This window comes from Microbacterium sp. NPDC055910 (assembly GCF_042271185.1).
Taxonomy (GTDB): Bacteria; Actinomycetota; Actinomycetes; order Actinomycetales; family Microbacteriaceae; genus Microbacterium.
In genome coordinates, this window is the sequence record NZ_JBHJZS010000038.1 from 1 (window position 1) to 20,711 (window position 20,711).

Sequence of the window (20,711 nt, forward strand, 5' to 3'; positions counted from 1 at the left end):
GCGTGAGCGGGTCGCCCTTTCACGTCAGTCCAGGATGCGGCAGTGGGTCGTCAGCTCGCCGATCCCGTCGATGCCGACCGTGACGGTGGAGCGGTCGCGCAGGAACACCTGCGGGTCGCGGCTGTAGCCCGCACCGCCGGGGCTCCCCGTCGAGATGAGGGTGCCCGGCAGAAGCGTCGCCGACTTCGACAGGTGCGAGACCAGGGCGGACACGGGCCGGACCATCTGGCCGGTCGTGGCATCCTGCATCGTGTGGCCGTCCAGCACCGTCCAGATGCGCAAATCCTGCGGATCGGGGATCTCGTCGGCGGTCACGACGAACGGGCCCGTCGGCGTGAAGCCGTCGAACGACTTGCAGCGTGACCACTGCGCCTCGGAGTACTGGATGTCGCGCGCCGTGATGTCGTTGACGACGGTGTAGCCCCACACGTGGTCGAGGGCGTCCTCGGGAGAGACGTCTTTCGCCGCGCGGCCGATGATGACGCCGAGCTCGGCCTCGTAGTCGACGGACTCGCTCAGCGAGCGCGGCCACACGGCGGTCGCGTCGTGCGCCGCGAGGGAATTCGGCCAGAGCACGAAGACGGTCGGCGTCGAGTCCGTCTTCAGCCCCAGCTCGCTCGAGTGCGCCGCGTAGTTGAGCCCGACCGCGAGCACGACGGGCGGGGTGAGCAGCGCCGACGCGAAACCGACATCGACGAGCGGATGCCGCGTGGCTGACGTGCGATTCGCCTCGCGCACCCGGTCGAGCAGGTCGTCTCCGCCCGCGATGAGGTCCTCGAGCACCCGGGGGGCTCCGGGGAAGAGGTCCTCGACGATGACGGCTTCCGCGTCTTCCACGATGGCGAGCTGGGGTCGAGTGGCGCCAGAAGCGACCACGTGGGCAAAACGCATCCTTCTAAACTACCGCGCCGGCAGCGACATCGGCCGCGTGTGGCGGGCACATAGGCTGGTGCGCATGACGATGGACCCCACCCGTCCGCGCCCTTCGCTGACGCCGCCCGAGTTCGCGTCGTCACTGGCTCAACCGCCCCACGCGGCACCGGCGGCGATCCCTCCCGTCGAGGCGATCCCGGCCGTTCTTCCGGTGCGGCCTCGCAAGGGCCGTTCGGCGCCCGTCTGGGCGATCGGGCTGCTGATCGTCGTGTTCGTCGCCCTCGTCGCGTACTTTCTGAATGCCCTCGGCCCGGGTGCGTCGATCGTCGGCATGGTGCTCGCGCTCATCCCGCTCGCCGGGGTGCTCGTGGCGATCCGCATCGTCGACCGCTGGGAGCCCGAGCCGATGAGCTTGGTGGTCTTCGCCGTCGCGTGGGGTGCGATCGCCGCGGTCGGCATCGCGCTCGGGGTCGACCTGCTGCTCGTGGTCGGTTTCGGGGCGGGAAGCGTGTTCGACTCCGATGTCGCGTCGGCGGTCATCCAGGCGCCGATCGTCGAGGAGGTCGCGAAGGGCCTCGGCCTGTTCCTCATCTTCGCCTCGGCGCGCCGGGCGTTCGACGGACCGGTCGACGGTGTCGTCTACGGCGCGCTGGTCGGCGCCGGCTTCGCCTTCACCGAGAACATCCAGTACTTCGCGGTCAGTCTGATCGAGGGAGGCGCAGCCGACACGTCGGTCACGTTCTTCGTGCGCGGCATCCTCTCGCCGTTCGCCCACGTCATGTTCACCGCGGTGACGGGCTTCGCGCTGGGCCTCGCCGCCCGCCGCGGAGTGCCGGCGCGTGCCGCCCTCGGCCCGCTGCTGCTCGGTCTCGCGGGCGCGATCGTGTTGCACGCCCTGTGGAACGGCTCGGCGCTGCTCGGCGACTTCTTCGCGCTGTACTGGACGCTGCAGGTGCCCCTCTTCGTCGTGTTCATCCTCGGGGTGGTCGCCCTGCGACGAGAAGAAGCGCGGCTGACGCGTGCGCGCCTCGGCGACTACGCCACGGCCGGGTGGTTCACGCCGCAAGAGGCCGACATGCTGGCGACATCGGCCGGGCGCAGAGCCGCTCTCGCATGGGCGGCGACGCTGCGCGGCGATCGGCGACCCCTCATGCGCGACTTCATCTCGGATGCCACGGCCCTTGCGGCTGCGCGGCAGCGGGCGATCACGGGCCGGGATCCGCACGCCCGCGAAGACGAGCACGTCCTGCTCGCCCGCACGGCCGCCGCGCGCGCCGCGCTGTTCGCACCCTGATCCGCATCACGCGACGGCAGGCGACGGCCGCCGAGGGGGTATTGACAGAGTTTGGAGCGCTGGGCAAGCTGAGGGCAGATCAACTCAGCGCCCGGTTGGACACGCAGGCATCGCCGCGGCACCGGGCGCTGAGTTCGTCCCGCTGCTCACATTGACCACCGCGTGCTCGCACGGTTGGATGGATGCATGACTGACGACCGCACCAAGCCCGAGATCGACGCACCCGAGGGTCCGGCTCCGACCGACCTCGTCATCCGTGACATCATCACCGGCGACGGCGCCGAGGCCCAGCCCGGCGACACCGTGACCGTCCACTACGCGGGGGTCGAGTACGAGTCCGGCGAGGAGTTCGACTCGTCATGGGGCCGCGGCGAGAGCATCCAGTTCCCGCTGCGCGGGCTGATCCAGGGATGGCAGGACGGCATCCCGGGCATGAAGGTCGGCGGTCGTCGCGAGCTCGTCGTCCCGCCGCACCTGGCGTACGGTCCCGCGGGAGGCCACTTCCTGGGCGGCAAGACGCTCATCTTCGTCATCGACCTCATCGACGTCGCCTGACGACCTGACCTCGACGAAGGCGGGTGCCCACGCGGCATCCGCCTTCGTCGTTCCGCGGGAAAGAAATTTCCATGCAGGGGAATAGATCTGCCGCGCCGGGGCGTTGACCTTCACATGCCGCAATCGTCGGCCGAGCACATGGAGGAGAAGAATGTCCGTCACCACCACCGAGATCCCCGGCTACAAGGTCGGGACCTGGGTCCTCGACCCGTCCCACAGCGAGGTCGCATTCAGCGTCCGCCACATGATGATCTCCAAGGTCCGGGGCGCCTTCGGCGTCAAGAGCGCCACGATCGTCGCCCCTGAGAACCCTCTCGAGACGACCGTCACGGCCCAGGTCGATGCCGCGTCGCTGTCGACGAAGGACGACGGCCGCGATCAGCACCTGCGCTCCGCCGACTTCTTCGACGTCGAGACCTACCCCACGATCGACTTCGTCTCGACGGGTGTCCGCCTCGAGGGCGATGACTTCCTGGTCGACGGCGACCTCACGATCCGCGGCACGACCAAGCCCGTCACGTTCGAGTTCGATTTCGGCGGCTTCGGGTCGGACCCGTGGGGGAACTACAAAGCTGGTGCGACGGCGAAGACCGTCATCAACCGCGAGGACTTCGGCCTCACCTGGAACGCCGCGCTCGAGACCGGTGGCGTGCTCGTCGGCAAGGACGTCACGATCACGCTCGACCTGCAGGGTGCACTCCAGGGCGAGTGAGCCTTCGAACGGGTGGATGCCGCAGCGCGCCGACGGCGCCGAGGAGCGGCATCCGCCCGTTCGTCATGTCCGGGCGCGTCGGATGGGCTTCAGGCGGTCCTGCACCAGCAGGATGCCGGCGAACACGACGAGCGCTCCGATCGGCTCGTTCCAGCCGAGCGATTCGCCGAGCACGATGATGCCCAGCACGACCCCGACGACGGGTGACATGTAGGTGACGGTCGACGCGCGCGTCGGCCCCCACGCGCGCAGCGTGTTCTGATTCCACACGTATGCGACGCCCGTGCCGACGCAGCCGAGGAGCAGGACGCTCGCGACGACCCATGGATCGAGGGCGACGGGGGTCAGTACGAGAGCGGGTGTGAGCAGTGCCATGATCGCGGCCGCGATCCCGATGTTGAGGAACGAGAACACGAGCGGGCTCATGCCCGTGTTCGAGACGAACCGTCGCATGTAGGCGAGGCTGAAGCCGTAGCAGGCCGTCGCGCCGAGGATCGCGAGCTGGGCGATCACGCTCTGCGAGAAGTCGAGCCCCTGCCACGGCGCGATGATCAGCATGACGCCCAGGATGCCGAGCACGATGCCCGCGATCTGGCCCGGGCGCAGCTTCTCGACACGGAAGACGAGCCAGGCCATGACCGCCGTCATGAGCGGCGTCGTGGCGTTGTAGATGCTCGCGAGACCGCTCGTCACGTGCTGCTGCGCCCACGAGAAGAGCATGAACGGCACGACGCAGAACGACACGGCGAGTACCGTCATGTGCAGCCACACGCCGATCCGGCGGGGGAGCCGGTCGCGACGCAGGAGCACGAACAGTCCGAGCGTGAGGCCGCCCAGGATGAGCCGGGACCACACGACCTGCGCGGGCGAGATCCCCTCCAGGGCGACCTTCATGAACAGGAAGCTCGATCCCCACACCAGGCCGCACAGCACGAACTGCACCGCGATCGAGGCGTTCGAGCTCGTCGTCGGCGCATCAGGAGGGGAGGACAGCGTCGTGGTCACGGAGCGACTCTAGGGCCCGCCGGGGCGGTACCGGTCCGGCCCCGGATGCGTCGTCCGAAATCCGCTGTCGCGTGTCCGTCCGGCTGCGGCCGGGGCGCGGCATCCGCTCGTCCGCCAACGCTGGTAGACTCTGGAGGTTGCCGTTGGATCGGCCGCGGATGAAGAGAGCTCGCACATCAGGTGACGGGCACCGCGCAACAAGCAGAGAGGGGATCGAATCTATGGCACTGGAAGCAGACGTCAAGAAGGCGATCATCGAAGAGTACGCGACGCACCCCGGTGACACCGGATCCCCCGAGGTGCAGGTCGCGATGCTGACGCAGCGCATCAAGGACCTCACCGAGCACCTGAAGCAGCACAAGCACGACCACCACTCGCGTCGTGGGCTGTTCCTGCTCGTCGGTCAGCGCCGCCGTCTCCTGGGTTACCTCCAGGACATCGACATCAACCGTTACCGCTCGCTCATCGAGCGTCTCGGTCTGCGCCGCTAAGGCGAAGACCGAGACTGTTCGTCGAGTCGTGCCTCTCTGAGGCGCGTATCGAGACACGGTCTGCGTCGATAAGGCATTCGACCAGCGTTCAATCGCGCAGAACATTCTTGGAAGGCCTCCCCACGGTGTGGGGAGGCCTTCGTTCGTTCCACCCGCGGTCAGGTGCGGGATGCCGCGGGGCGGCGTCAGGAGGAGGAGCGGGCGGCGACGAGGTCGGCGTGGTGGATGGCCGCGACATCGGGGTGAGCGCGCAGGCGCCACTTGATCGCGTTCTCGCCGTACAGGTCGTGGATCGGATTGTCCGGGTCCTGGGCCACGCCGCGGGCCTCGGCGGCGAGCTCGGGCGGCAGCTGGATGACGGGCAGCTGCGCGTCGAGGGCGGGGTTGAAGAAGAACGGCACCGAGATGCGGTGGTCGGGCGCCTGCGGCGACACGACGCGATGGTTGGTCGCGGTCAGGTATCCCTGCGTGGCGTACTCGAGCATCTCGCCGATGTTGACGACGAAGGCGCCGGGCACGGGCGGCGCGTCGACCCATTCGTCGTCGCGCTCGACCTGCAGGCCGCCCTTGCCGGGCTCGACCCACAGGAGCGTCAGCACGCCGGCATCCTTGTGCGCGCCGACTCCCTGCTGCGGCGTCGGGTCGTCCTTGCCGGGGTAGCGGACGATCTTCATGAGCGTCGCCGGCTCACCGAAATGCTGATCGAAGTGGGTCTCGTCGGCGCCGAGCGCGAGCGACCACGCGCGCAGCAGCTTGCGGGCGACGCGGCTGAGGTGCTCCTGCCACTCCTCGACGACCGTGCGCAGTTCCGGCTGAGCCGCGGGCCACAGGTTCGGTCCGATGAGGCGGGCGAAGTCGGGCGCGTCGGGGTCGGTCACGGCCTCGCGCTCGGGCCCGATGTCGATCTGCTCGCGCCAGTCGATGCGCCCCTGCGTCAGCTCGCCGCCGATGCGGGTGTAGCCGCGGAAGTGCGGGCTCTTGAGGTTCTCGATCGCGAGCTTGTCCTCTTCGGGAAGGGCGAAGAAGTCGATCGCCGCCTGATGCAGGCGTGCCTCGAGATCGGCCGGGATCCCGGTGCCGACCAGATAGAAGAAGCCGACCTCGTGCGTCGCGGCCCGCAGGTCGTCGCGGAAGCACGCCGCCGCTTCGGGCCCCTTGTCGAGCTCGGAGAGGTCGAGTACGGGCAGGTTCAGGTCGCTCATGTGTCGAGCGTAAATGGATTCGCCACCCCGCGGGCCAATGTTTCACCTCCGGATGGCGCAGTACCGTGGAAGTCATGCCCCGTCTGCTGCTCGTTCTGCGTCTCATCGTCCCCACGCTGTGGCTCGGCCTCATCGTGGGGCTGTCGTTCATCGAGACGCCGCTGAAGTTCCTCGCGCCCGGGATCACTCTTCCGCTGGGGCTCGGGGTCGGACGCCTCGTCTTCACGGCGCTCGCCATCGCGGGCTGGGTACTGCTGGTCGCCCTCACGCTCGTGGCGATCCCCGTGCCGCGCATCGACCGCGCCGGCTGGGCGCAGCTGGGCGCCCTGTGGGTCGTGCTCGCGGTGCAGACACTGCTCATCCGGCCGGCCCTCAACGCGCGCAGCGACATCGTGATGGCGGGCGGCGACCCGGGGCCGTCGTGGCTTCATTACGGCTACATCGCCGCCGATGTCGCGATCGTGCTGCTGCTCGTCGTGTGGATCGTGCGTGTGGCCCGCGGCATCCGACTCGCGCCCGAGGCGATTCAGCGCTCGTGAAGCGGATGCCGCCGCTTGCGTGAGCGGCGAGATCCGGTCGGGTCGGTCCCACGCTTCTCGCGGCGGGCGAGCGACCTGTCGGCGAACAGCCACGCGGGCCGCGGCTCGATGAGCGGCCGGAACACGAATCGCACAGGCTTGGTCGCCAAGCCCAGCGCGATGAGCACCGATGCGACGACGACGATCGGCAACCACAGCCATGTCGGCTCGAGGTTGCGCAGCACGCCCGACTCGCGGAAGGGGTAGAGCACGAAGGAGTGCAGCAGGTACACGTACATCGTGTACTGGCCGAAGTGCGTCCAGAAGCGCGCCTCGCGGGGGAGCAGCGCGAAGAACGCCGTGCACAGCACGAGGGCGACGGCGATCAGGGCGAGGCGCACGCCGCCGGCCCACCACTCGGTGCCGCCGAGCGTGGCGTAGTTGTCGTTGTAGAACAGCCACTCGCGCAGGTTCATGTCGCGCCACGTGTCGATCAGCAGCCACGCGGTCAGCCCCGCGACGACGAACACGGCGATCGAAGCGGCGATCGTCCACCACGGGCGCCGCCGCAGCAGTCCGAGCCGTTCGACGATGCCGCGTTCGCGCAGCCACCAGCCCAGCGCGAAGAACGGCAGCAGTCCGAGCGTGCGCGACAGTGAGAAGGTCGAATCGACGTTGGGCAGATACCCCGCGCCGATCGAGATCGCGACGGTCCACGCCAGCGGCCAGCGCAGCAGCGCGAGGTACGGCAGAACGAGCCGGAAGATCCCGAGCGCGAGCAGGAACCACAGCGTCCACGAGGGCTGCGTCGGGTTGGGATTGGCCTGCCCCTCGACGAGCCACTTCGTCAGGGTCCACAGCGTCTCGAAGATGACGTACGGCACCAGGATGTCGGTGATGACGCGCGCCATCTGCCGGGCGCCCGGCGAATCCGACTTCGAGAAGTAGCCCGAGATGATGGCGAACGCCGGCATGTGGAACGCATACACGACGAGATACAGGCCGAGCGCGATGTCGGAGTCGTACGTCAGCCGCTGGATCGCGTGGCCGAGCACGACGAGCACGATGCACGCGAAGCGGGCGTTGTCCCAGAACGGGGTGCGCGGCTTCGGGCGCGGGGAATCGATCGTCCCCGTCGCGGGGGAGCGCGATTGGGCGGCGGCGGCCGCATTCGAGGGATCCGTCATGACGCGTCGTCAGCTTATCCTGGGGCCCGACATCTCGCGGATGCCGGGGGTCGCGGCATCCGTCGGGAATATCCCGTGCGCCACCGCGTTGGACCGATTACATTCACGTGCATACATAATGGGTGTCGAAGACACTCGGAGACGGAAGAGGGATCGTGAGCGACAACACCACCGGGTCGGGCATCCAGTTCGGCATCTTCTCGGTCAGCGACATCACGCAGGACCCGACGACGGGACAGACCCCGAGCGAAGCGGAGAAGATCCGCGACGCCGTCACGATCGCCCGCCACGCCGAAGCCGTCGGACTCGACGTCTATGCGCTGGGCGAGCACCACAACCCGCCGTTCTGGTCGTCGAGCCCCACGACGACGCTGGCCTACATCGCGGCGCAGACCGAGCGGCTCGTGCTGTCGACGGCGACGACGCTCATCACGACGAACGACCCCGTGAAGATCGCCGAGGACTATGCGATGCTGCAGCACCTCTCGGGCGGCCGCATGGACCTCATGCTCGGGCGCGGCAACACCGGCCCCGTCTATCCGTGGTTCGGCAAGGACATCCGGCAGGGCCTGCCGCTCGCGATCGAGAGCTACAACCTGCTGCACCGCCTGTGGCACGAGGACGTCGTGGACTGGGAAGGCAAGTTCCGCACGCCCCTGCAGGGCTTCACGTCGACGCCGCGCCCGCTCGACGGCGTCGCGCCGTTCGTCTGGCACGGCTCGATCCGCACGCCTGAGATCGCCGAGCAGGCGGCCTATTACGGCGACGGCTTCTTCGCGAACAACATCTTCTGGCCGGCCGAGCACTACCAGCGCCTCATCGCGCTGTATCGACAGCGCTACGCGCACTACGGCCATGGCACGCCCGAACAGGCGATCGTGGGCATCGGGGGGCAGGCGTTCATGGCGAAGAACTCGCAGGACGCCGTGCGCGCGTTCCGCCCCTACTTCGACAACGCCCCCGTCTACGGCCACGGACCGAGCCTCGAGGACTTCAGCGAGATGACCCCGCTCACGGTCGGGTCGCCGCAGCATGTCATCGACCGGTACGCCGGCATGCGCGACCTGTACGGCGACTTCCAGCGTCAGCTGTTCCTCATGGACCACGCGGGGCTCCCGCTCAAGACGGTGCTCGAGCAGCTCGACCTGCTCGGCGGCGAGGTCGTGCCCGTGCTGCGCCGGGAACTCCAGCAGAACCGCCCCGCCGACGTTCCGGATGCACCGACCCACGCGGCGCGCGTCACGGCGATCTACGGCGACGGGCCGGCGCGCGAAGCGCGACCCGCAGCCAACCGCGGCGACAACCTCACGGGCGGTTCGCCGTACCAGGACGCCCCGGCGCCGGTCGGTTCGGCATTCGGCGCGGCCGCGACACGGCAGGAGGCCTGACATGACCAGCAGCACCGCACCTCGACGGATCGCCGTCGTCTCGGCAGGACTGTCGAATCCCTCGTCGACGCGCATGCTCGCCGACCGGCTCGTCGCCGCGACCGCGACGGCGCTGCGCGATGGGCAGCAGATCGAGGCGACGTTCGACACGTTCGAGCTGCGCGACTACGCGCACGACGTCACGAACAACCTGCTCACCGGCTTCGCGCCGGCTCCGCTCGAGTCGATGATCAACACCGTCGTCTCAGCCGACGCGGTCATCGCCGTGACGCCCATCTTCTCGACGAGCTATTCGGGCCTGTTCAAGTCGTTCATCGACGTGCTCGATCCCGACGCCCTGGCCGGAAAGCCCGTGCTCATCGGGGCCAACGGCGGAACGGCCCGTCATTCGCTCGCGATCGACTATGCGATCCGGCCGCTGTTCGCCTACCTGCACACCGAGCCCGTGTCGACGGGGGTCTTCGCCGCGTCGAGCGACTGGGGCGCGGCGGCAGACGACGTCGCGCCGCTGGCCGCACGCATCGAGCGCGGTGCGCGCGAGCTGGCCGAGGCCATCGCACGCAAGGCGCCGGCGACATCGAGCGATCCGTTCGACCCCGCGAACTACCTCGGAGAAGGCCGCTCCTTCGGACACCTGCTGGGTGGTCTCGCGGGGGAGTAGTCCGCGGCGAGGTTCACCGCCACCCGCTGTTCAGCTCTCCCACGCGCTCTCGAGCCGTGGGAGGCTGGACTCACGGGCGGTCGGCGACAGAGGCGCCGTCACTCCTTGCCGAAGGGCGGAAGATCGTCGGCGGGCTGTTCGCCCTCGAACGGCGGCTCGCCGTCCGAACCGTTCAGGTCGGGCAGCTCGTCTGCCTCTTTCGAGATCTCGTTGAAGGTGGGATCGAAAACCACGGTCGTGCCTCCTCAGCCGCTCTTGCGCCGGAACTCGCGCTTGGTCTTCGCGGAGTGCGTGCCGTGGACGGCCGAATCACCGTCCAGGTGCGCCTCGCCTTCGCGATGATGCGCGTTCTTCTTCTCGAGCGCCTCCTTGAACTTGCGCTTCATCTCCTCGGAGGGGGTGGTTGCGTCGTCGGTGCTCATGCTCCCCACCTTCCCACGGCCGACAGCACGACGCCACACGGGACGCGCAGAGGATACCGCCCCGCCGCACTGGTAGGCTCGATGAGGTTGCCCATGCGGCATCCGCTCAATTCAACATGAGCTCATGGAGCAGGCCGGCAGCAAGCTGGTCCCCTGTAGTGGGTTCCTCGTCGCATCGTGCGCCGGGTGACTTTCTCCTGGTGGCCAGCGCAGGCGGTCTCGCGGAATCTTCGCGTGCGCCGATAATCTGCCTGTTCCTGCTCCTTCGCGAAGCTCGCGCGTCACACGGACCCGCGAGCCTAAACAAAGAAGGAGAGACCTCTTGGAAGGTCCTGAAATCACCGCTTCCGAAGCCGTCCTCGACAATGGACGCTTCGGCACCCGCACGATCCGGTTCGAGGCCGGACGCCTCGCACAGCAGGCACAGGGCGCAGTCGCCGCCTATCTCGACGAGGAGACGATGCTCCTCTCGGCCACGAGTGCCGGAAAGCACCCGCGCGAAGGCTTCGACTTCTTCCCGCTGACGGTCGACGTCGAGGAGCGCTCGTACGCCGCCGGGAAGATCCCCGGCTCGTTCTTCCGGCGCGAGGGTCGTCCCTCGACCGAGGCGATCCTGGTCTGCCGCCTGATCGACCGGCCGCTGCGCCCGTCGTTCGTCGAGGGGCTGCGCAACGAAGTCCAGATCGTCATCACGGTGCTCTCGATCGCACCGGGCGAGTACTACGACGCCCTCGCGATCAACGCCGCGTCGATGTCCACTCAGATCTCGGGCCTGCCGTTCTCCGGCCCGATCGCCGGCGTGCGTCTCGCGCTCATCCCGGGCCAGGGCGAGCACGCCGACCAGTGGGTCGCGTTCCCCAACGCCGAGCAGGTCGAGCAGGCCGTCTTCGACCTCATGGTCGCGGGCCGTGTTCGCCCCGACGGCGAGGTCGCGATCATGATGGTCGAGGCCGAGGCGACCGAGAACAGCTGGAACCTCATCAAGGCCGGCGCCACCAAGCCGAGCGAAGAGGTCGTGGCCGAGGGTCTGGAAGCGGCCAAGCCGTTCATCACCGAGCTGGTCGCGGCGCAGAACGTGCTCGCGAACTCGGCGGCGAAGGAGATCCAGCCCTACCCCGTCTTCCCGCCGTACAGCTCCGAGGTCTACGACTTCGTCGCGACCCGCGCGCACGACGAGCTGGCGGGCATCTACCAGATCGCCGACAAGACCGAGCGCAACTCCGCTGACGACGCCCTCAAGGACCGCGTCAAGGCTGAGCTGATCGCGGCGACCGAAGCGAACGAGCTTCCCGCCGCGGCTCCGCTGGAGTTCTCGGCGGCGTACAAGTCCGTCACGAAGAAGATCGTGCGCGGCCGCATCCTCACCGAAGGCGCCCGCATCGACGGTCGTGGTCTCGCGGACATCCGCGCGCTCGATGCCGAGGTCCAGGTCATCCCGCGCGTGCACGGCTCGGCGATCTTCCAGCGCGGCGAGACGCAGATCCTCGGCGTCACGACGCTCAACATGCTCAAGATGGAGCAGCAGATCGACTCGCTGTCGCCCACGACGAGCAAGCGCTACATGCACCACTACAACTTCCCGCCCTACTCGACCGGTGAGACCGGCCGGGTCGGCAGCCCGAAGCGGCGCGAGATCGGGCACGGCTTCCTGGCCGAGCGCGCGCTCATGCCCGTGCTGCCCACGCGCGAGGAGTTCCCGTACGCGATCCGTCAGGTGTCCGAGGCTTTGAGCTCGAACGGCTCGACCTCGATGGGTGCCGTCTGCGCCTCGACCCTGTCGTTGCTCAACGCGGGCGTCCCGCTGCGCGCGGCCGTCGCGGGCATCGCGATGGGACTCGTCTCGGACGAGGTCGACGGGCAGACGCGCTACGCCGCGCTGACCGACATCCTCGGCGCCGAAGACGCCCTCGGTGACATGGACTTCAAGGTCGCCGGCACGAGCGAGTTCGTCACGGCGATCCAGCTCGACACGAAGCTCGACGGCATCCCGTCGTCGGTGCTCTCGGCGGCGCTCACGCAGGCCAAGGAAGCGCGTCTGACGATCCTCGGTGTGCTCAACGCGGCCATCGACGGCCCCGACGAGATGGCGCCGACCGCTCCGCGCGTCATCAGCGTGCAGATCCCGGTCGACAAGATCGGTGAGCTCATCGGGCCCAAGGGCAAGACGATCAACGCGATCCAGGACGAGACCGGCGCGCAGATCTCGATCGAAGAGGACGGCACCGTCTACATCGGTGCGACCGACGGACCCGCGGCCGAGGCCGCGCGTGCACAGGTCAACGCGATCGCGAACCCGACGAACCCCGAGATCGGCGAGCAGTTCCTCGGAACCGTCGTCAAGATCGCGACGTTCGGCGCGTTCATCTCGCTCCTGCCCGGCAAGGACGGCCTGCTGCACGTCAGCGAGGTTCGCAAGCTCGCCGGCGGCAAGCGGGTCGAGAACGTCGACGACGTGCTGTCGGTGGGTCAGAAGCTGCTTGTCCGCATCACCAAGATCGATGACCGCGGCAAGCTCTCGCTCGAGCCCGTCGTCGAAGAGGAGGCCGCCGAGGCCGCCGCCGAGGCGCCCGCCGAGGACTGAGTCCTTCCGCTGTCCGACCGGATGCCCGCTCCCCACATCGGGGGCGGGCATCCGTCGTCTTCGGGGTGTGCGCCGACACCGGCAACGAGAACGTTATGAAATGTTTACCGACCGGATGCCCGTCCTCGCGGTCGTGTCCGTGCTCTGCCTTACCCTCTAAGTACGCGCCGGGGGGTGCAGCGGGCGAACGTCACGCAGGTTCCTCGACGGTACGCCGGTGTACGGGGGTGGAAGATGAATGCGTTCGGCGGCGGCCCTGAGGTCTCCGCGCCGAGGGCCCGGACCACGGTCCCGGGTTCACCGTTCCTGCATCCCTCCGCTCCGATTCCCGTGCAGGGCCCGCCCATCGGGCACGGCGTGCGGGTGCCGCTGGGCGAGTCGGGACTCGATGTCTTCCCGCTGATCCTCGGCGGGGCCGAGTTCGGCTGGAACGTCGATCTCGAGTCGAGCCACGAGATCCTCGATGCCTACGTCGAGCGCGGCGGCAACATCGTGCACACCTCCGATCGGTTCTCGGGCGGGCGCAGCGAGCACATCATCGGCCAGTGGACGCACTCCCGCGGACTGCGAGACGACGTCGTGCTGGCCGTGCGGGTCGGCGGTCACCCCGACAATCCCGGCCTCGGCGCGGTGAGCCTCGTCCGCTCCGTCGAAGCCTCGCTCGCGAGACTGCGCACGGATCGCATCGACGTGCTCTACCTCGACGCGACGACGGATGCGACGGCGCCGCTCGACGACACCCTCGCGACGGCGGAGTGGCTGATCGGGGCGGGCAAGGTCCGCGCCATCGGCGCCGTCGGATACACGGCCGCACAACTCGTCGAGGCCCGCATCTTCGCCTCGGCCGGGTTCCCGCGCGTCACGGTGCTTGACGTTCCGTTCAACATCGTGCGTCGCCACGAGTTCGACCACGACCTGCGCCTCGTCGCGGGAGCGCAGAACATCGCCGTGACGCCGTCGCACGCGCTCGAGCACGGTTTCCTCGCGGGGCGCCATCGCACGCGCACGCGCGGGAGTCAGTCGGTGCGTGGCGCGCAGATCGCCGCGAACCTCAACCGCCGGGGCAACCGCACTCTGCGGGCACTCGATTTCGTCGGCGCCGAGCTCGGCGTGCCCGATGCCGCCGTCGCGGTGGCGTGGCTGCTCGCGCAGAAGCTCGTCACGGCGCCGATCATCAACGCCTACGCCCCGAGCCACGTCGAAGAACTCGTGCAGGGCGTCGGCGTCAACCTCAATCGTGCGCAGCTGGCCGACATCGCCCGCGCGTCGGAGTAAGTCATGAGCGGCCGTGCCCCGCGAACCGTGACATAGGGTGGAAGGGCGCCCTGCAGGGCCCCAAACCCTCAACGGAGTGATGAGCGTGACGCACTACATCTATCTTGTGCGGCATGGCGAGCATCAGGATGCGGAACACGGCCTCACCGATGGCCCGCTGTCGCCGCGCGGTCGCCGTCAGGCGGCTCTGCTCGCCGACCGGCTATCGGGCGTCCCCTTCGACGCCGTCTGGCATTCGCCGCTGATGCGCGCGGCCGAGACGGCGAGCGTCGTGGCAGAGCGGATGCCCGCGCTCTCGCCGCAGCCGTCGGCACTGCTGTTCGACTGTTTCCCGACCGGCATGACCGAGGACACCCCTGCCGGTTACGAACCCTTCTTCGGGGCCGTCACCGAGGCCGAGGTCGAGGCGGGCCGTGCGCAGATGGGCGACGCGGTCGCCGAGTACCTCGTGCGCAAGAGCGGCGAGGTGCACGAACTGCTCATCACGCACAACTTCGTCATCGCCTGGTTCGTCCGCGAAGTGCTGCAAGCGCCGGAGTGGCGCTGGATGACACTCAACCAGGCGAACTGCGGGCTCACGGTGCTCTCGCAGAAGCAGGGCCGACCCTGGACGCTGCTCTCGCACAACGACCTCGAGCACCTGCCCTTCGAACTGCGCACCGGTCTGCCCGAGCCGCCGCCGATCTAGCCTGCAGCATCGAGCACGCCGCCGTGCCCGCGGGTGGCGTCGGGGCGTCGTGGAGGAATCCGCGGCGCGGGCCGAAGCCTAGGATGGAAGATATGACGACGCGTGTGGCCATCGTGGGGGGAACCGGCAAGCTCGGTGCCATCATCCGCGAGGTGGTCGAGTCCGAAGAGGGGTTCGAGGTCACCGCCGTGCTGTCCTCGGCATCGTCCCTCGACGAGATCGACGACACCGACCTCGTCGTCGACGCGTCCACCCCGGCCGTCTCGATCGAGGTCGTGCGCGCCGCGATCGAGCGCGGCGTCAACGTGCTCGTGGGCACGTCGGGCTGGTCGTCGGAGCGCATCGCGCTCGTGCGACCGCTCGTCGAGGCCGCCGGCACGGGCGCCGTCTTCATCCCGAACTTCTCGATCGGCTCCGTGCTCGGGTCGGCCCTCGCCGCCGCCGCCGCGCCGTTCTTCCCCTCGGCCGAGATCATCGAGGCGCACCGTGACACCAAGATCGACTCGCCCAGCGGCACGGCCGTGCGCACGGCCGAGCTGATCGCCGCTGCGCGCTCCGAGGTCGGCCCCGTCGAAGCACCGCACGTGGACCAGCGGGCGCGCGGCCAGCAGGTCGCGAGCGTTCCCGTCCACTCCTTGCGGCGGCCGGGCGTCATCGCCCGGCAAGAGTCGGTCCTGTCCGGACCCGGTGAGTCGCTCACGATCGTGCACGACACCGTCGAGCCGGCGCAGGCCTATGGCCCCGGCATCCGGATCGCCCTGACCGCTGCCCGCGACGCGACGGGTGTCGTCGTGGGGCTGGATGCGTTCTTGAACATGAAGGTCGGCGCATGAGCGCGCGTCTGGGTGTCGCCGTCATGGCGGTGCTGCTCGTGCTGTACATCGTCATCGCCGGATACCGCGGCGTGCAGCTGATGTTCAGCGGTCACCCCCTGGGGGTCGCGATGGGCGCTGCGCTCGTCGTCGTTCCGCTCGTGGCGATGTGGGCGCTCGGGCGCGAGCTGTGGTTCGGTGTGCGCGCGCAGCAGCTCGGCACTCGCCTCGAGAAAGAAGACGCGCTGCCCGCCGAGCAGGTCGCCGTGCGTCCGAGCGGGCGGGTGCTGCGCGACGAAGCGGATGCCGTCTTCCCGGTCTACCGCGCCGACGTCGAGGCGCACCCCGACGACTGGCGAGCGTGGTACCGCCTCGGCCTCGCGTACGACGCGTCCGGCGACCGCAAGCGGGCGCGCGAGGCCGTGCGCAGCGCGGTGCGGCTCGAACGCCGAGCCTGATCACATCGCGGCCGGCACCGCCGCCGCGACCGCCTCTTCGACCGTCGTATGCCGGAAACGGAATCCGCTGCGCTCGAGCACATCGGGGACGACGTGCATGTCCGCCGTGAGCAAAGCGTCCGTGGCATCCGCGCCCAGGACGAGCTTGATGGCCGGAACCGGCGCGCGCAGCAGGTACGGCCGATTCATGCGCATCGCGAGGGCGAAGCCGAGGTCGTTCGCCGTGGCTCGCGTCGGCCCGGTCAGGTTCACCGGTCCCGTCGTGCCCGAATCGATCACGTGCCGGATCGCGCGCACCTCGTCATCGAGCGAGATCCACGGCCAGGCCTGCGTGCCGCGGCCGATCGGTCCGCTGATCCCGAGCTTCGTGAGCAGCAGGAGAGGCGCCAGCACGCCGCGCGCGTGCACGATGGGCGCGGTCCGCAGCGTCGTGACGCGCGCCTGCGCTCCGGCCGCACGCGCCGCGGACTCCCACTCGCCGCACAGATCGGCCAGGAACGACTCACCGCGCGGCGCATCCTCGGTGAGCGCGACGCCGGGGGCGGAGCCGTACCAGCCGACGGCCGAGGCGGACACGAACGCGGGCGCGTCGGCGCCGAGGTCGCGAAGGGCGCGGGCCAGCGCGCGGGTCGGCGTGATCCGCGACCACAGCAGTGTGTTCTTATACCGCTTCGTCCACGGGAAGCGGCCGATGCTCGCCCCGTTGAGGCCGACGACGGCGTCGGCGCCCTCGAGCACGGCCGGATCGAGGGGCGTGGCATCCGTCAGCCATTCGATCTCGTCGGCCGCGCGAGGCGCCCGCCGCACAAGGCGGGTGACCTCCACGCCGTCGGCGCGCAGGCTGTCGACGAGGGCGGTGCCGATGAGCCCGGAAGAACCCGCGACGACGATGCGCCGCGGGTTCGTCGGAGAATCAGGCAAGCGTCGCCTCGAGGGTGATGTCGATCCCGGCGAGGGCCTGCGAGACGGGGCATCCCGTCTTCGCCTCTTCGGCGAGGCGCTCGAAGTCCTCGCTCGAAAGGCCGGGGACCACGGCGTTGACGTTGAGGTGGCTTCCCGTGATGCCCGTGCCCGGCTTGAACGTGACGGATGCCGTCGTGTCGACCGAGTCGGGAGGAGTGCCGTTGCCCGCCAGAGCGTGCGAGAGCGCCATGCTGAAGCACGACGCGTGCGCCGCGGCGATGAGCTCTTCGGGCGTCGTGACCGACGTCGAGCCCTCGCTGCGGGCCTTCCAGTTGATGTCGAAGGTGCCCAGGCCCGACGAGACGAAGGTGACTTCGCCGGATCCGTCGGTCAGACCGCCCCTCCATGCGGTGGTGGCTTCGCTCGTGACAGTCATCAGAACCTCCCATGGTCGGGGCCTCCGCGCTCCGGACGCCACGTCGCCAGCCTAACGACCCCCGCGCGGCGGCGCGACGGTGGGCGACAGCCCGCGGGCACCGTGGCGCGGGTATCGTGGCAGCCGTGACGACGGCGATCCCCACCCCCTACGAAGACCTGCTCCGCGACGTGCTCGACCACGGGACCCACAAGGACGACCGGACGGGCACGGGCACGACGAGCGTCTTCGGGCGTCAGCTGCGCTACGACCTCTCGCAGGGCTTCCCGCTCATCACGACCAAGCGCGTGCACTTCAAGTCGATCGCCTACGAGTTGCTGTGGTTCCTGCGCGGCGAGTCGAACGTCGGGTGGTTGCAGAGCAACGGCGTCACCATCTGGGACGAATGGGCGGATGCCGCGGGCGAACTCGGCCCCGTCTACGGTGTGCAGTGGCGGTCGTGGCCGACGCCCGACGGCGGTCAGATCGACCAGATCTCGGAGGTCATCGAGCAGATCGGCGCTGACCCGGACTCGCGGCGCCTCATCGTGTCGGCGTGGAATCCGGCCGACATCCCGGAGATGGCGCTCGCACCGTGCCACGCGCTCTTCCAGTTCTACGTCGCCGACGGCAAGCTGTCGTGCCAGCTCTACCAGCGCAGCGCCGACATGTTCCTGGGGGTGCCGTTCAACATCGCGTCGTACGCGCTGCTGACGATCATGATCGCCCAGCAGACGGGGCTCGAACCCGGAGATTTCGTGTGGACGGGCGGTGACTGCCACATCTACGACAACCACCTCGAGCAGGTGCGCGAGCAGCTCAGCCGCGACCCGTACCCGCTTCCGGCACTGCGCCTCACGCGCACACCGGAGTCGATCTTCGACTACACGTACGAGGACTTCGCCGTCGAGGACTACCGGCACCACCCGGCCATCCGCGCCGCGGTGGCGGTATGACCGCGCGCGTCGGGCTCGTCTGGGCCGAGGCGGCCGACCGCGTGATCGGCGCCGACGGCGGCATGCCGTGGCACGTGCCCGAGGACCTCGCGCATTTCAAGGCGGTCACGATGGGATCGCCCGTCGTCATGGGCCGGCGCACGTGGGAGTCCTTTCCCGACCGGTTCCGGCCGCTGCCGGGTCGTCGCAACATCGTCGTGACCCGCAACGGGCAGTGGCGGGCCGACGGCGCTGAGCGGGCGGCATCCCTCGACGAGGCCCTCGCGCTCGCGGGGCCGGAACGCGCGTGGGTGATCGGCGGGGGAGCGCTCTTTCGCGAAGCCATCGCGCGGGCGGATCTGCTCGAGGTCACCGAGCTCGACCTCGAGGTCGACGGCGACACGTTCGCGCCGGACCGCGAGGGGTGGCGGGTCGTCGACGTCGAGCCGGCCGAGGGATGGCGCACCTCGCGCACCGGCATCCGGTTCCGCTTCCTGAAGCTGGAGCCGCGCTCGTAGGCTGTCGGCATGACGATCGCCCTCATCACCGGAGCGAGCTCGGGTCTCGGCGCCGAATACGCGCGTCAGCTGGCCGCCCGCGGTGCGGACCTCGTGCTCGTCGCACGGGACCGCGACGCGCTCGAGGCGCTCGCGGCCGAACAGCGGCGCGTCAACGGCGTCGCGGTGGAAGTGCTCGTCGCAGACCTGCTCGAGCCTCGCCAGCGCGAGAAGGTCGAGGCGCGGCTGCTCGATGCGACCAGGCCCGTCCAGCTGCTCGTCAACAACGCGGGATACGGCCTGCCGCTCGCCTTCGAGCGCAACCACATCGACGACGAGGCCCGGCACCTGGAGCTGCACGTCGAGGTGCCGATGCGGCTGATGCACGCGGCACTGGGGCCGATGCTGGCGCGGGGGAGCGGGCGCATCATCAACATCGCGTCGGTCGCGGCGTTCATCCCGCGTTCGACGTACGGTGCGGTGAAGGGCTGGGTCGTGAGCTTCAGCCGCTGGGCGAACGGCGTCTACGCGCCTCGCGGTGTGACCGTGACGGCGGTCTGCCCCGGGTTCACCCACACGAACTTCCACGAGCGCGCGGGCCTGCCGCCGGGGCGGGAGGGCGTGCCGGGCTGGATGTGGCTCGATGCGCGGCAGGTCGTCGCGGCCTCGCTGCGCGACGCGGCGCGCAGCAAGGCCGTGTCGGTGCCTTCGCTGAAGTACAAGCTGCTCGTCGCGCTGACGCGGTTCGTGCCGGCACCGCTCGCCGCCAGGGCCGGCAGCACGGGGCGCTGACCGGGCAGTGCGTCGCCGGGCGGCTCGTGCTCCCGCTAGCCTGAATGCATGACGCACTCCGGCAATCCCTTCGGTCAGGTGCTCGTCGCGCTCGTCACCCCCATGACGGCCGACGGCGAAGTCGACTGGCCCGCCGTCGAGAAGCACATCGACGACGTCATCACCGCCGGCGCCGACGGCATCGTCGTCACCGGCACGACGGGCGAGACCTCGACCCTCACCGACGTCGAGAAGATCCGCCTCGTCGAGGTCGGCAAGGACGTCTCCGCCGGCCGCGCCAAGATCATCACGGGCGGCGGCTCGAACGAGACCGCCCATGCGATCGAGCTGTACAAGGCGAGCGAGCGCGCGGGCGCCGACGGCATCATGATCGTCACGCCGTACTACAACAAGCCCACGCAGGCGGGCATCCTGACGCACTTCCGCCTCGTCGCGGACGCGACCGATCTGCCGGTCATCCTCTACGACATCCCCGGGCGCACGGGGGTTCCGATCAAGTACGAGACCATCCTGCGCCTGGCCAAGCACCCCAACATCCTCGCGATCAAAGACGCCAAGGGCGACTTCAGCGAGGTGAGCCGCGTGCTCAACCAGACCGACCTGATGTACTTCTCGGGCGACGACGCCAACGTGCTGCCGCACCTGGCGATCGGTGCGGCGGGCCTCATCGGCGTGACGGCCAACGTCGCGGCAGCACCGTACCGCGTCATCATCGACGCCGTCAACGCGGGGGACCTGCACAAGGCGACGGCGGCGCACAAGCAGCTCGAGCCGCTCGTGCGCGCCGTCATGACGCACGTGCCGGGCACCGTCGCGGCGAAGTACATCCTGCACGGGCTCGGTCGCATCTCGAGTCCGCGCGTCCGGCTCCCGCTCGTGGGGCCCGAGGAGTGGGAGGCCGCCAAGATCGAAGACGAGCTCGCGCTCGTGTCCGATGTGCCCGGCACCGACTTCTCGAACTTCCGCCCCGACCGCAACGCCGCCGCCGGCGGCGCGCTGCCGAAGGTGTCCGGAACGACCAGATGATTCCGCCGCGACGGCGGTGAC

At 69.3% G+C, this 20,711-nt stretch carries 24 protein-coding genes; 16 read left to right on the plus strand and 8 right to left on the minus strand.

The genetic code is table 11. From position 1 onward, the window contains the following. Positions 1-24: 24 nt before the first annotated feature. On the minus strand, positions 25-891 hold the full coding sequence (locus ACFC3F_RS13200; protein WP_376130484.1) for a fumarylacetoacetate hydrolase family protein: 867 nt from the start codon (positions 889-891) through the stop codon (positions 25-27). A 64-nt stretch (positions 892-955) separates the two neighbouring features. On the opposite strand from ACFC3F_RS13200, the gene ACFC3F_RS13205 reads away from it, so the two are divergent. From ACFC3F_RS13205 to ACFC3F_RS13215, 3 genes are all read left to right on the plus strand, one after another. Then, positions 956-2,167, plus strand: coding sequence for a PrsW family intramembrane metalloprotease (locus ACFC3F_RS13205; RefSeq protein ID WP_376130487.1), 1,212 nt, complete (start codon positions 956-958; stop codon positions 2,165-2,167). A 186-nt stretch (positions 2,168-2,353) separates the two neighbouring features. Beyond that, a complete protein-coding gene (locus tag ACFC3F_RS13210) occupies positions 2,354-2,722 on the plus strand; it encodes an FKBP-type peptidyl-prolyl cis-trans isomerase (protein ID WP_376130490.1) in 369 nt (122 codons plus the stop codon). A 151-nt stretch (positions 2,723-2,873) separates the two neighbouring features. Further along, positions 2,874-3,434, plus strand: a complete 561-nt coding sequence (locus tag ACFC3F_RS13215) for a YceI family protein (protein ID WP_376130493.1) — start codon at positions 2,874-2,876, stop codon at positions 3,432-3,434. A 63-nt stretch (positions 3,435-3,497) separates the two neighbouring features. Here the strand turns inward: ACFC3F_RS13215 and ACFC3F_RS13220 are convergent, their stop codons facing one another. After that, positions 3,498-4,439: a DMT family transporter gene (locus ACFC3F_RS13220; RefSeq protein ID WP_376130496.1), complete on the minus strand. Its 942-nt coding sequence runs from the start codon at positions 4,437-4,439 to the stop codon at positions 3,498-3,500. Between the two features lie 221 nt (positions 4,440-4,660). Here ACFC3F_RS13220 and rpsO point away from each other — a divergent pair, with 221 nt between their 5' ends. After that, positions 4,661-4,930: a 30S ribosomal protein S15 gene (gene rpsO, locus ACFC3F_RS13225; RefSeq protein WP_376130499.1), complete on the plus strand. Its 270-nt coding sequence runs from the start codon at positions 4,661-4,663 to the stop codon at positions 4,928-4,930. Positions 4,931-5,115: 185 nt separating this feature from the next. Here the strand turns inward: rpsO and ACFC3F_RS13230 are convergent, their stop codons facing one another. Beyond that, complete coding sequence (locus tag ACFC3F_RS13230; protein ID WP_376130501.1) at positions 5,116-6,132, minus strand: isopenicillin N synthase family dioxygenase; 1,017 nt, start codon at positions 6,130-6,132, stop codon at positions 5,116-5,118. Positions 6,133-6,206: 74 nt separating this feature from the next. Between ACFC3F_RS13230 and ACFC3F_RS13235 the strand changes: the two genes are divergently transcribed. Next, on the plus strand, positions 6,207-6,671 hold the full coding sequence (locus ACFC3F_RS13235; RefSeq protein WP_376130504.1) for a hypothetical protein: 465 nt from the start codon (positions 6,207-6,209) through the stop codon (positions 6,669-6,671). Here ACFC3F_RS13235 and ACFC3F_RS13240 read toward each other — a convergent pair. After that, positions 6,659-7,837 (minus strand): acyltransferase family protein, encoded by a 1,179-nt coding sequence (locus tag ACFC3F_RS13240; RefSeq protein ID WP_376130507.1) that lies wholly within the window; start codon positions 7,835-7,837, stop codon positions 6,659-6,661. The two genes, ACFC3F_RS13235 and ACFC3F_RS13240, sit on opposite strands and share 13 nt — an antisense overlap. A 155-nt stretch (positions 7,838-7,992) precedes the next feature. On the opposite strand from ACFC3F_RS13240, the gene ACFC3F_RS13245 reads away from it, so the two are divergent. Both ACFC3F_RS13245 and ACFC3F_RS13250 read left to right on the plus strand, forming a co-directional pair. Then, positions 7,993-9,225 (plus strand): LLM class flavin-dependent oxidoreductase, encoded by a 1,233-nt coding sequence (locus tag ACFC3F_RS13245; protein ID WP_376130510.1) that lies wholly within the window; start codon positions 7,993-7,995, stop codon positions 9,223-9,225. Position 9,226: 1 nt separating this feature from the next. Next, the gene (locus ACFC3F_RS13250; protein WP_376130513.1) at positions 9,227-9,886 is read left to right on the plus strand and encodes a CE1759 family FMN reductase; all 660 of its coding nucleotides are present in this window, start codon (positions 9,227-9,229) and stop codon (positions 9,884-9,886) included. A gap of 98 nt (positions 9,887-9,984) precedes the next feature. Here ACFC3F_RS13250 and ACFC3F_RS13255 read toward each other — a convergent pair whose 3' ends face one another. Further along, complete coding sequence (locus ACFC3F_RS13255) at positions 9,985-10,119, minus strand: hypothetical protein (protein ID WP_376130516.1); 135 nt, start codon at positions 10,117-10,119, stop codon at positions 9,985-9,987. A 12-nt stretch (positions 10,120-10,131) separates the two neighbouring features. Further along, a complete protein-coding gene (locus ACFC3F_RS13260; protein ID WP_376130519.1) occupies positions 10,132-10,308 on the minus strand; it encodes a DUF5302 domain-containing protein in 177 nt (58 codons plus the stop codon). Positions 10,309-10,630: 322 nt separating this feature from the next. Between ACFC3F_RS13260 and ACFC3F_RS13265 the strand changes: the two genes are divergently transcribed. The 5 genes from ACFC3F_RS13265 (at position 10,631) to ACFC3F_RS13285 (ending at position 16,122) form a co-directional block, all read left to right on the plus strand. After that, positions 10,631-12,889, plus strand: coding sequence for a polyribonucleotide nucleotidyltransferase (locus tag ACFC3F_RS13265; protein WP_376130522.1), 2,259 nt, complete (start codon positions 10,631-10,633; stop codon positions 12,887-12,889). Between the two features lie 234 nt (positions 12,890-13,123). Beyond that, positions 13,124-14,164 (plus strand): aldo/keto reductase, encoded by a 1,041-nt coding sequence (locus tag ACFC3F_RS13270; RefSeq protein WP_376130525.1) that lies wholly within the window; start codon positions 13,124-13,126, stop codon positions 14,162-14,164. Between the two features lie 85 nt (positions 14,165-14,249). Beyond that, positions 14,250-14,852 (plus strand): histidine phosphatase family protein, encoded by a 603-nt coding sequence (locus tag ACFC3F_RS13275; protein ID WP_376130527.1) that lies wholly within the window; start codon positions 14,250-14,252, stop codon positions 14,850-14,852. A 92-nt stretch (positions 14,853-14,944) separates the two neighbouring features. Continuing rightward, positions 14,945-15,685 carry a 4-hydroxy-tetrahydrodipicolinate reductase gene (gene dapB, locus ACFC3F_RS13280; RefSeq protein WP_376130530.1) on the plus strand — a complete coding sequence of 247 codons (741 nt, stop codon included), beginning with the start codon at positions 14,945-14,947 and terminating at the stop codon, positions 15,683-15,685. Beyond that, positions 15,682-16,122, plus strand: a complete 441-nt coding sequence (locus tag ACFC3F_RS13285) for a hypothetical protein (protein WP_376130533.1) — start codon at positions 15,682-15,684, stop codon at positions 16,120-16,122. Before dapB ends, ACFC3F_RS13285 begins: the two co-directional genes overlap by 4 nt. Here the strand turns inward: ACFC3F_RS13285 and ACFC3F_RS13290 are convergent, their stop codons facing one another. Next, positions 16,123-17,043 (minus strand): TIGR01777 family oxidoreductase, encoded by a 921-nt coding sequence (locus tag ACFC3F_RS13290; protein WP_376130536.1) that lies wholly within the window; start codon positions 17,041-17,043, stop codon positions 16,123-16,125. Next, positions 17,036-17,461: an OsmC family peroxiredoxin gene (locus ACFC3F_RS13295; protein WP_376130539.1), complete on the minus strand. Its 426-nt coding sequence runs from the start codon at positions 17,459-17,461 to the stop codon at positions 17,036-17,038. Before ACFC3F_RS13295 ends, ACFC3F_RS13290 begins: the two co-directional genes overlap by 8 nt. A 125-nt stretch (positions 17,462-17,586) precedes the next feature. Here ACFC3F_RS13295 and ACFC3F_RS13300 point away from each other — a divergent pair, with 125 nt between their 5' ends. The 4 genes from ACFC3F_RS13300 to dapA are packed head-to-tail and all read left to right on the plus strand — an operon-like array spanning position 17,587 to position 20,690. After that, positions 17,587-18,396: a thymidylate synthase gene (locus ACFC3F_RS13300; RefSeq protein WP_376130541.1), complete on the plus strand. Its 810-nt coding sequence runs from the start codon at positions 17,587-17,589 to the stop codon at positions 18,394-18,396. Then, a complete protein-coding gene (locus ACFC3F_RS13305; protein WP_376130544.1) occupies positions 18,393-18,893 on the plus strand; it encodes a dihydrofolate reductase in 501 nt (166 codons plus the stop codon). The genes ACFC3F_RS13300 and ACFC3F_RS13305 overlap by 4 nt, the downstream gene beginning before the upstream one ends. 9 nt (positions 18,894-18,902) lie before the next feature. Then, a complete protein-coding gene (locus ACFC3F_RS13310) occupies positions 18,903-19,664 on the plus strand; it encodes an SDR family NAD(P)-dependent oxidoreductase (protein ID WP_376130547.1) in 762 nt (253 codons plus the stop codon). A gap of 48 nt (positions 19,665-19,712) precedes the next feature. Continuing rightward, positions 19,713-20,690: a 4-hydroxy-tetrahydrodipicolinate synthase gene (gene dapA, locus ACFC3F_RS13315; protein ID WP_376130550.1), complete on the plus strand. Its 978-nt coding sequence runs from the start codon at positions 19,713-19,715 to the stop codon at positions 20,688-20,690. The last annotated feature ends 21 nt before the right edge of the window (positions 20,691-20,711 follow it).

What these genes read in the sequence shown, in the direction of transcription:
- ACFC3F_RS13200 (WP_376130484.1), bottom strand. Translation starts at nt 891, where the DNA reads ATGCGTTTTGCCCACGTGGTCGCTTCTGGCGCCACTCGACCCCAGCTC.
- ACFC3F_RS13205 (WP_376130487.1), top strand. Translation starts at nt 956, where the DNA reads ATGACGATGGACCCCACCCGTCCGCGCCCTTCGCTGACGCCGCCCGAG.
- ACFC3F_RS13210 (WP_376130490.1), top strand. Translation starts at nt 2,354, where the DNA reads ATGACTGACGACCGCACCAAGCCCGAGATCGACGCACCCGAGGGTCCG.
- ACFC3F_RS13215 (WP_376130493.1), top strand. Translation starts at nt 2,874, where the DNA reads ATGTCCGTCACCACCACCGAGATCCCCGGCTACAAGGTCGGGACCTGG.
- rpsO (WP_376130499.1), top strand. Translation starts at nt 4,661, where the DNA reads ATGGCACTGGAAGCAGACGTCAAGAAGGCGATCATCGAAGAGTACGCG.
- ACFC3F_RS13230 (WP_376130501.1), bottom strand. Translation starts at nt 6,132, where the DNA reads ATGAGCGACCTGAACCTGCCCGTACTCGACCTCTCCGAGCTCGACAAG.
- ACFC3F_RS13235 (WP_376130504.1), top strand. Translation starts at nt 6,207, where the DNA reads ATGCCCCGTCTGCTGCTCGTTCTGCGTCTCATCGTCCCCACGCTGTGG.
- ACFC3F_RS13240 (WP_376130507.1), bottom strand. Translation starts at nt 7,837, where the DNA reads ATGACGGATCCCTCGAATGCGGCCGCCGCCGCCCAATCGCGCTCCCCC.
- ACFC3F_RS13250 (WP_376130513.1), top strand. Translation starts at nt 9,227, where the DNA reads ATGACCAGCAGCACCGCACCTCGACGGATCGCCGTCGTCTCGGCAGGA.
- ACFC3F_RS13260 (WP_376130519.1), bottom strand. Translation starts at nt 10,308, where the DNA reads ATGAGCACCGACGACGCAACCACCCCCTCCGAGGAGATGAAGCGCAAG.
- ACFC3F_RS13270 (WP_376130525.1), top strand. Translation starts at nt 13,124, where the DNA reads ATGAATGCGTTCGGCGGCGGCCCTGAGGTCTCCGCGCCGAGGGCCCGG.
- dapB (WP_376130530.1), top strand. Translation starts at nt 14,945, where the DNA reads ATGACGACGCGTGTGGCCATCGTGGGGGGAACCGGCAAGCTCGGTGCC.
- ACFC3F_RS13285 (WP_376130533.1), top strand. Translation starts at nt 15,682, where the DNA reads ATGAGCGCGCGTCTGGGTGTCGCCGTCATGGCGGTGCTGCTCGTGCTG.
- ACFC3F_RS13295 (WP_376130539.1), bottom strand. Translation starts at nt 17,461, where the DNA reads ATGACTGTCACGAGCGAAGCCACCACCGCATGGAGGGGCGGTCTGACC.
- ACFC3F_RS13305 (WP_376130544.1), top strand. Translation starts at nt 18,393, where the DNA reads ATGACCGCGCGCGTCGGGCTCGTCTGGGCCGAGGCGGCCGACCGCGTG.
- ACFC3F_RS13310 (WP_376130547.1), top strand. Translation starts at nt 18,903, where the DNA reads ATGACGATCGCCCTCATCACCGGAGCGAGCTCGGGTCTCGGCGCCGAA.
- dapA (WP_376130550.1), top strand. Translation starts at nt 19,713, where the DNA reads ATGACGCACTCCGGCAATCCCTTCGGTCAGGTGCTCGTCGCGCTCGTC.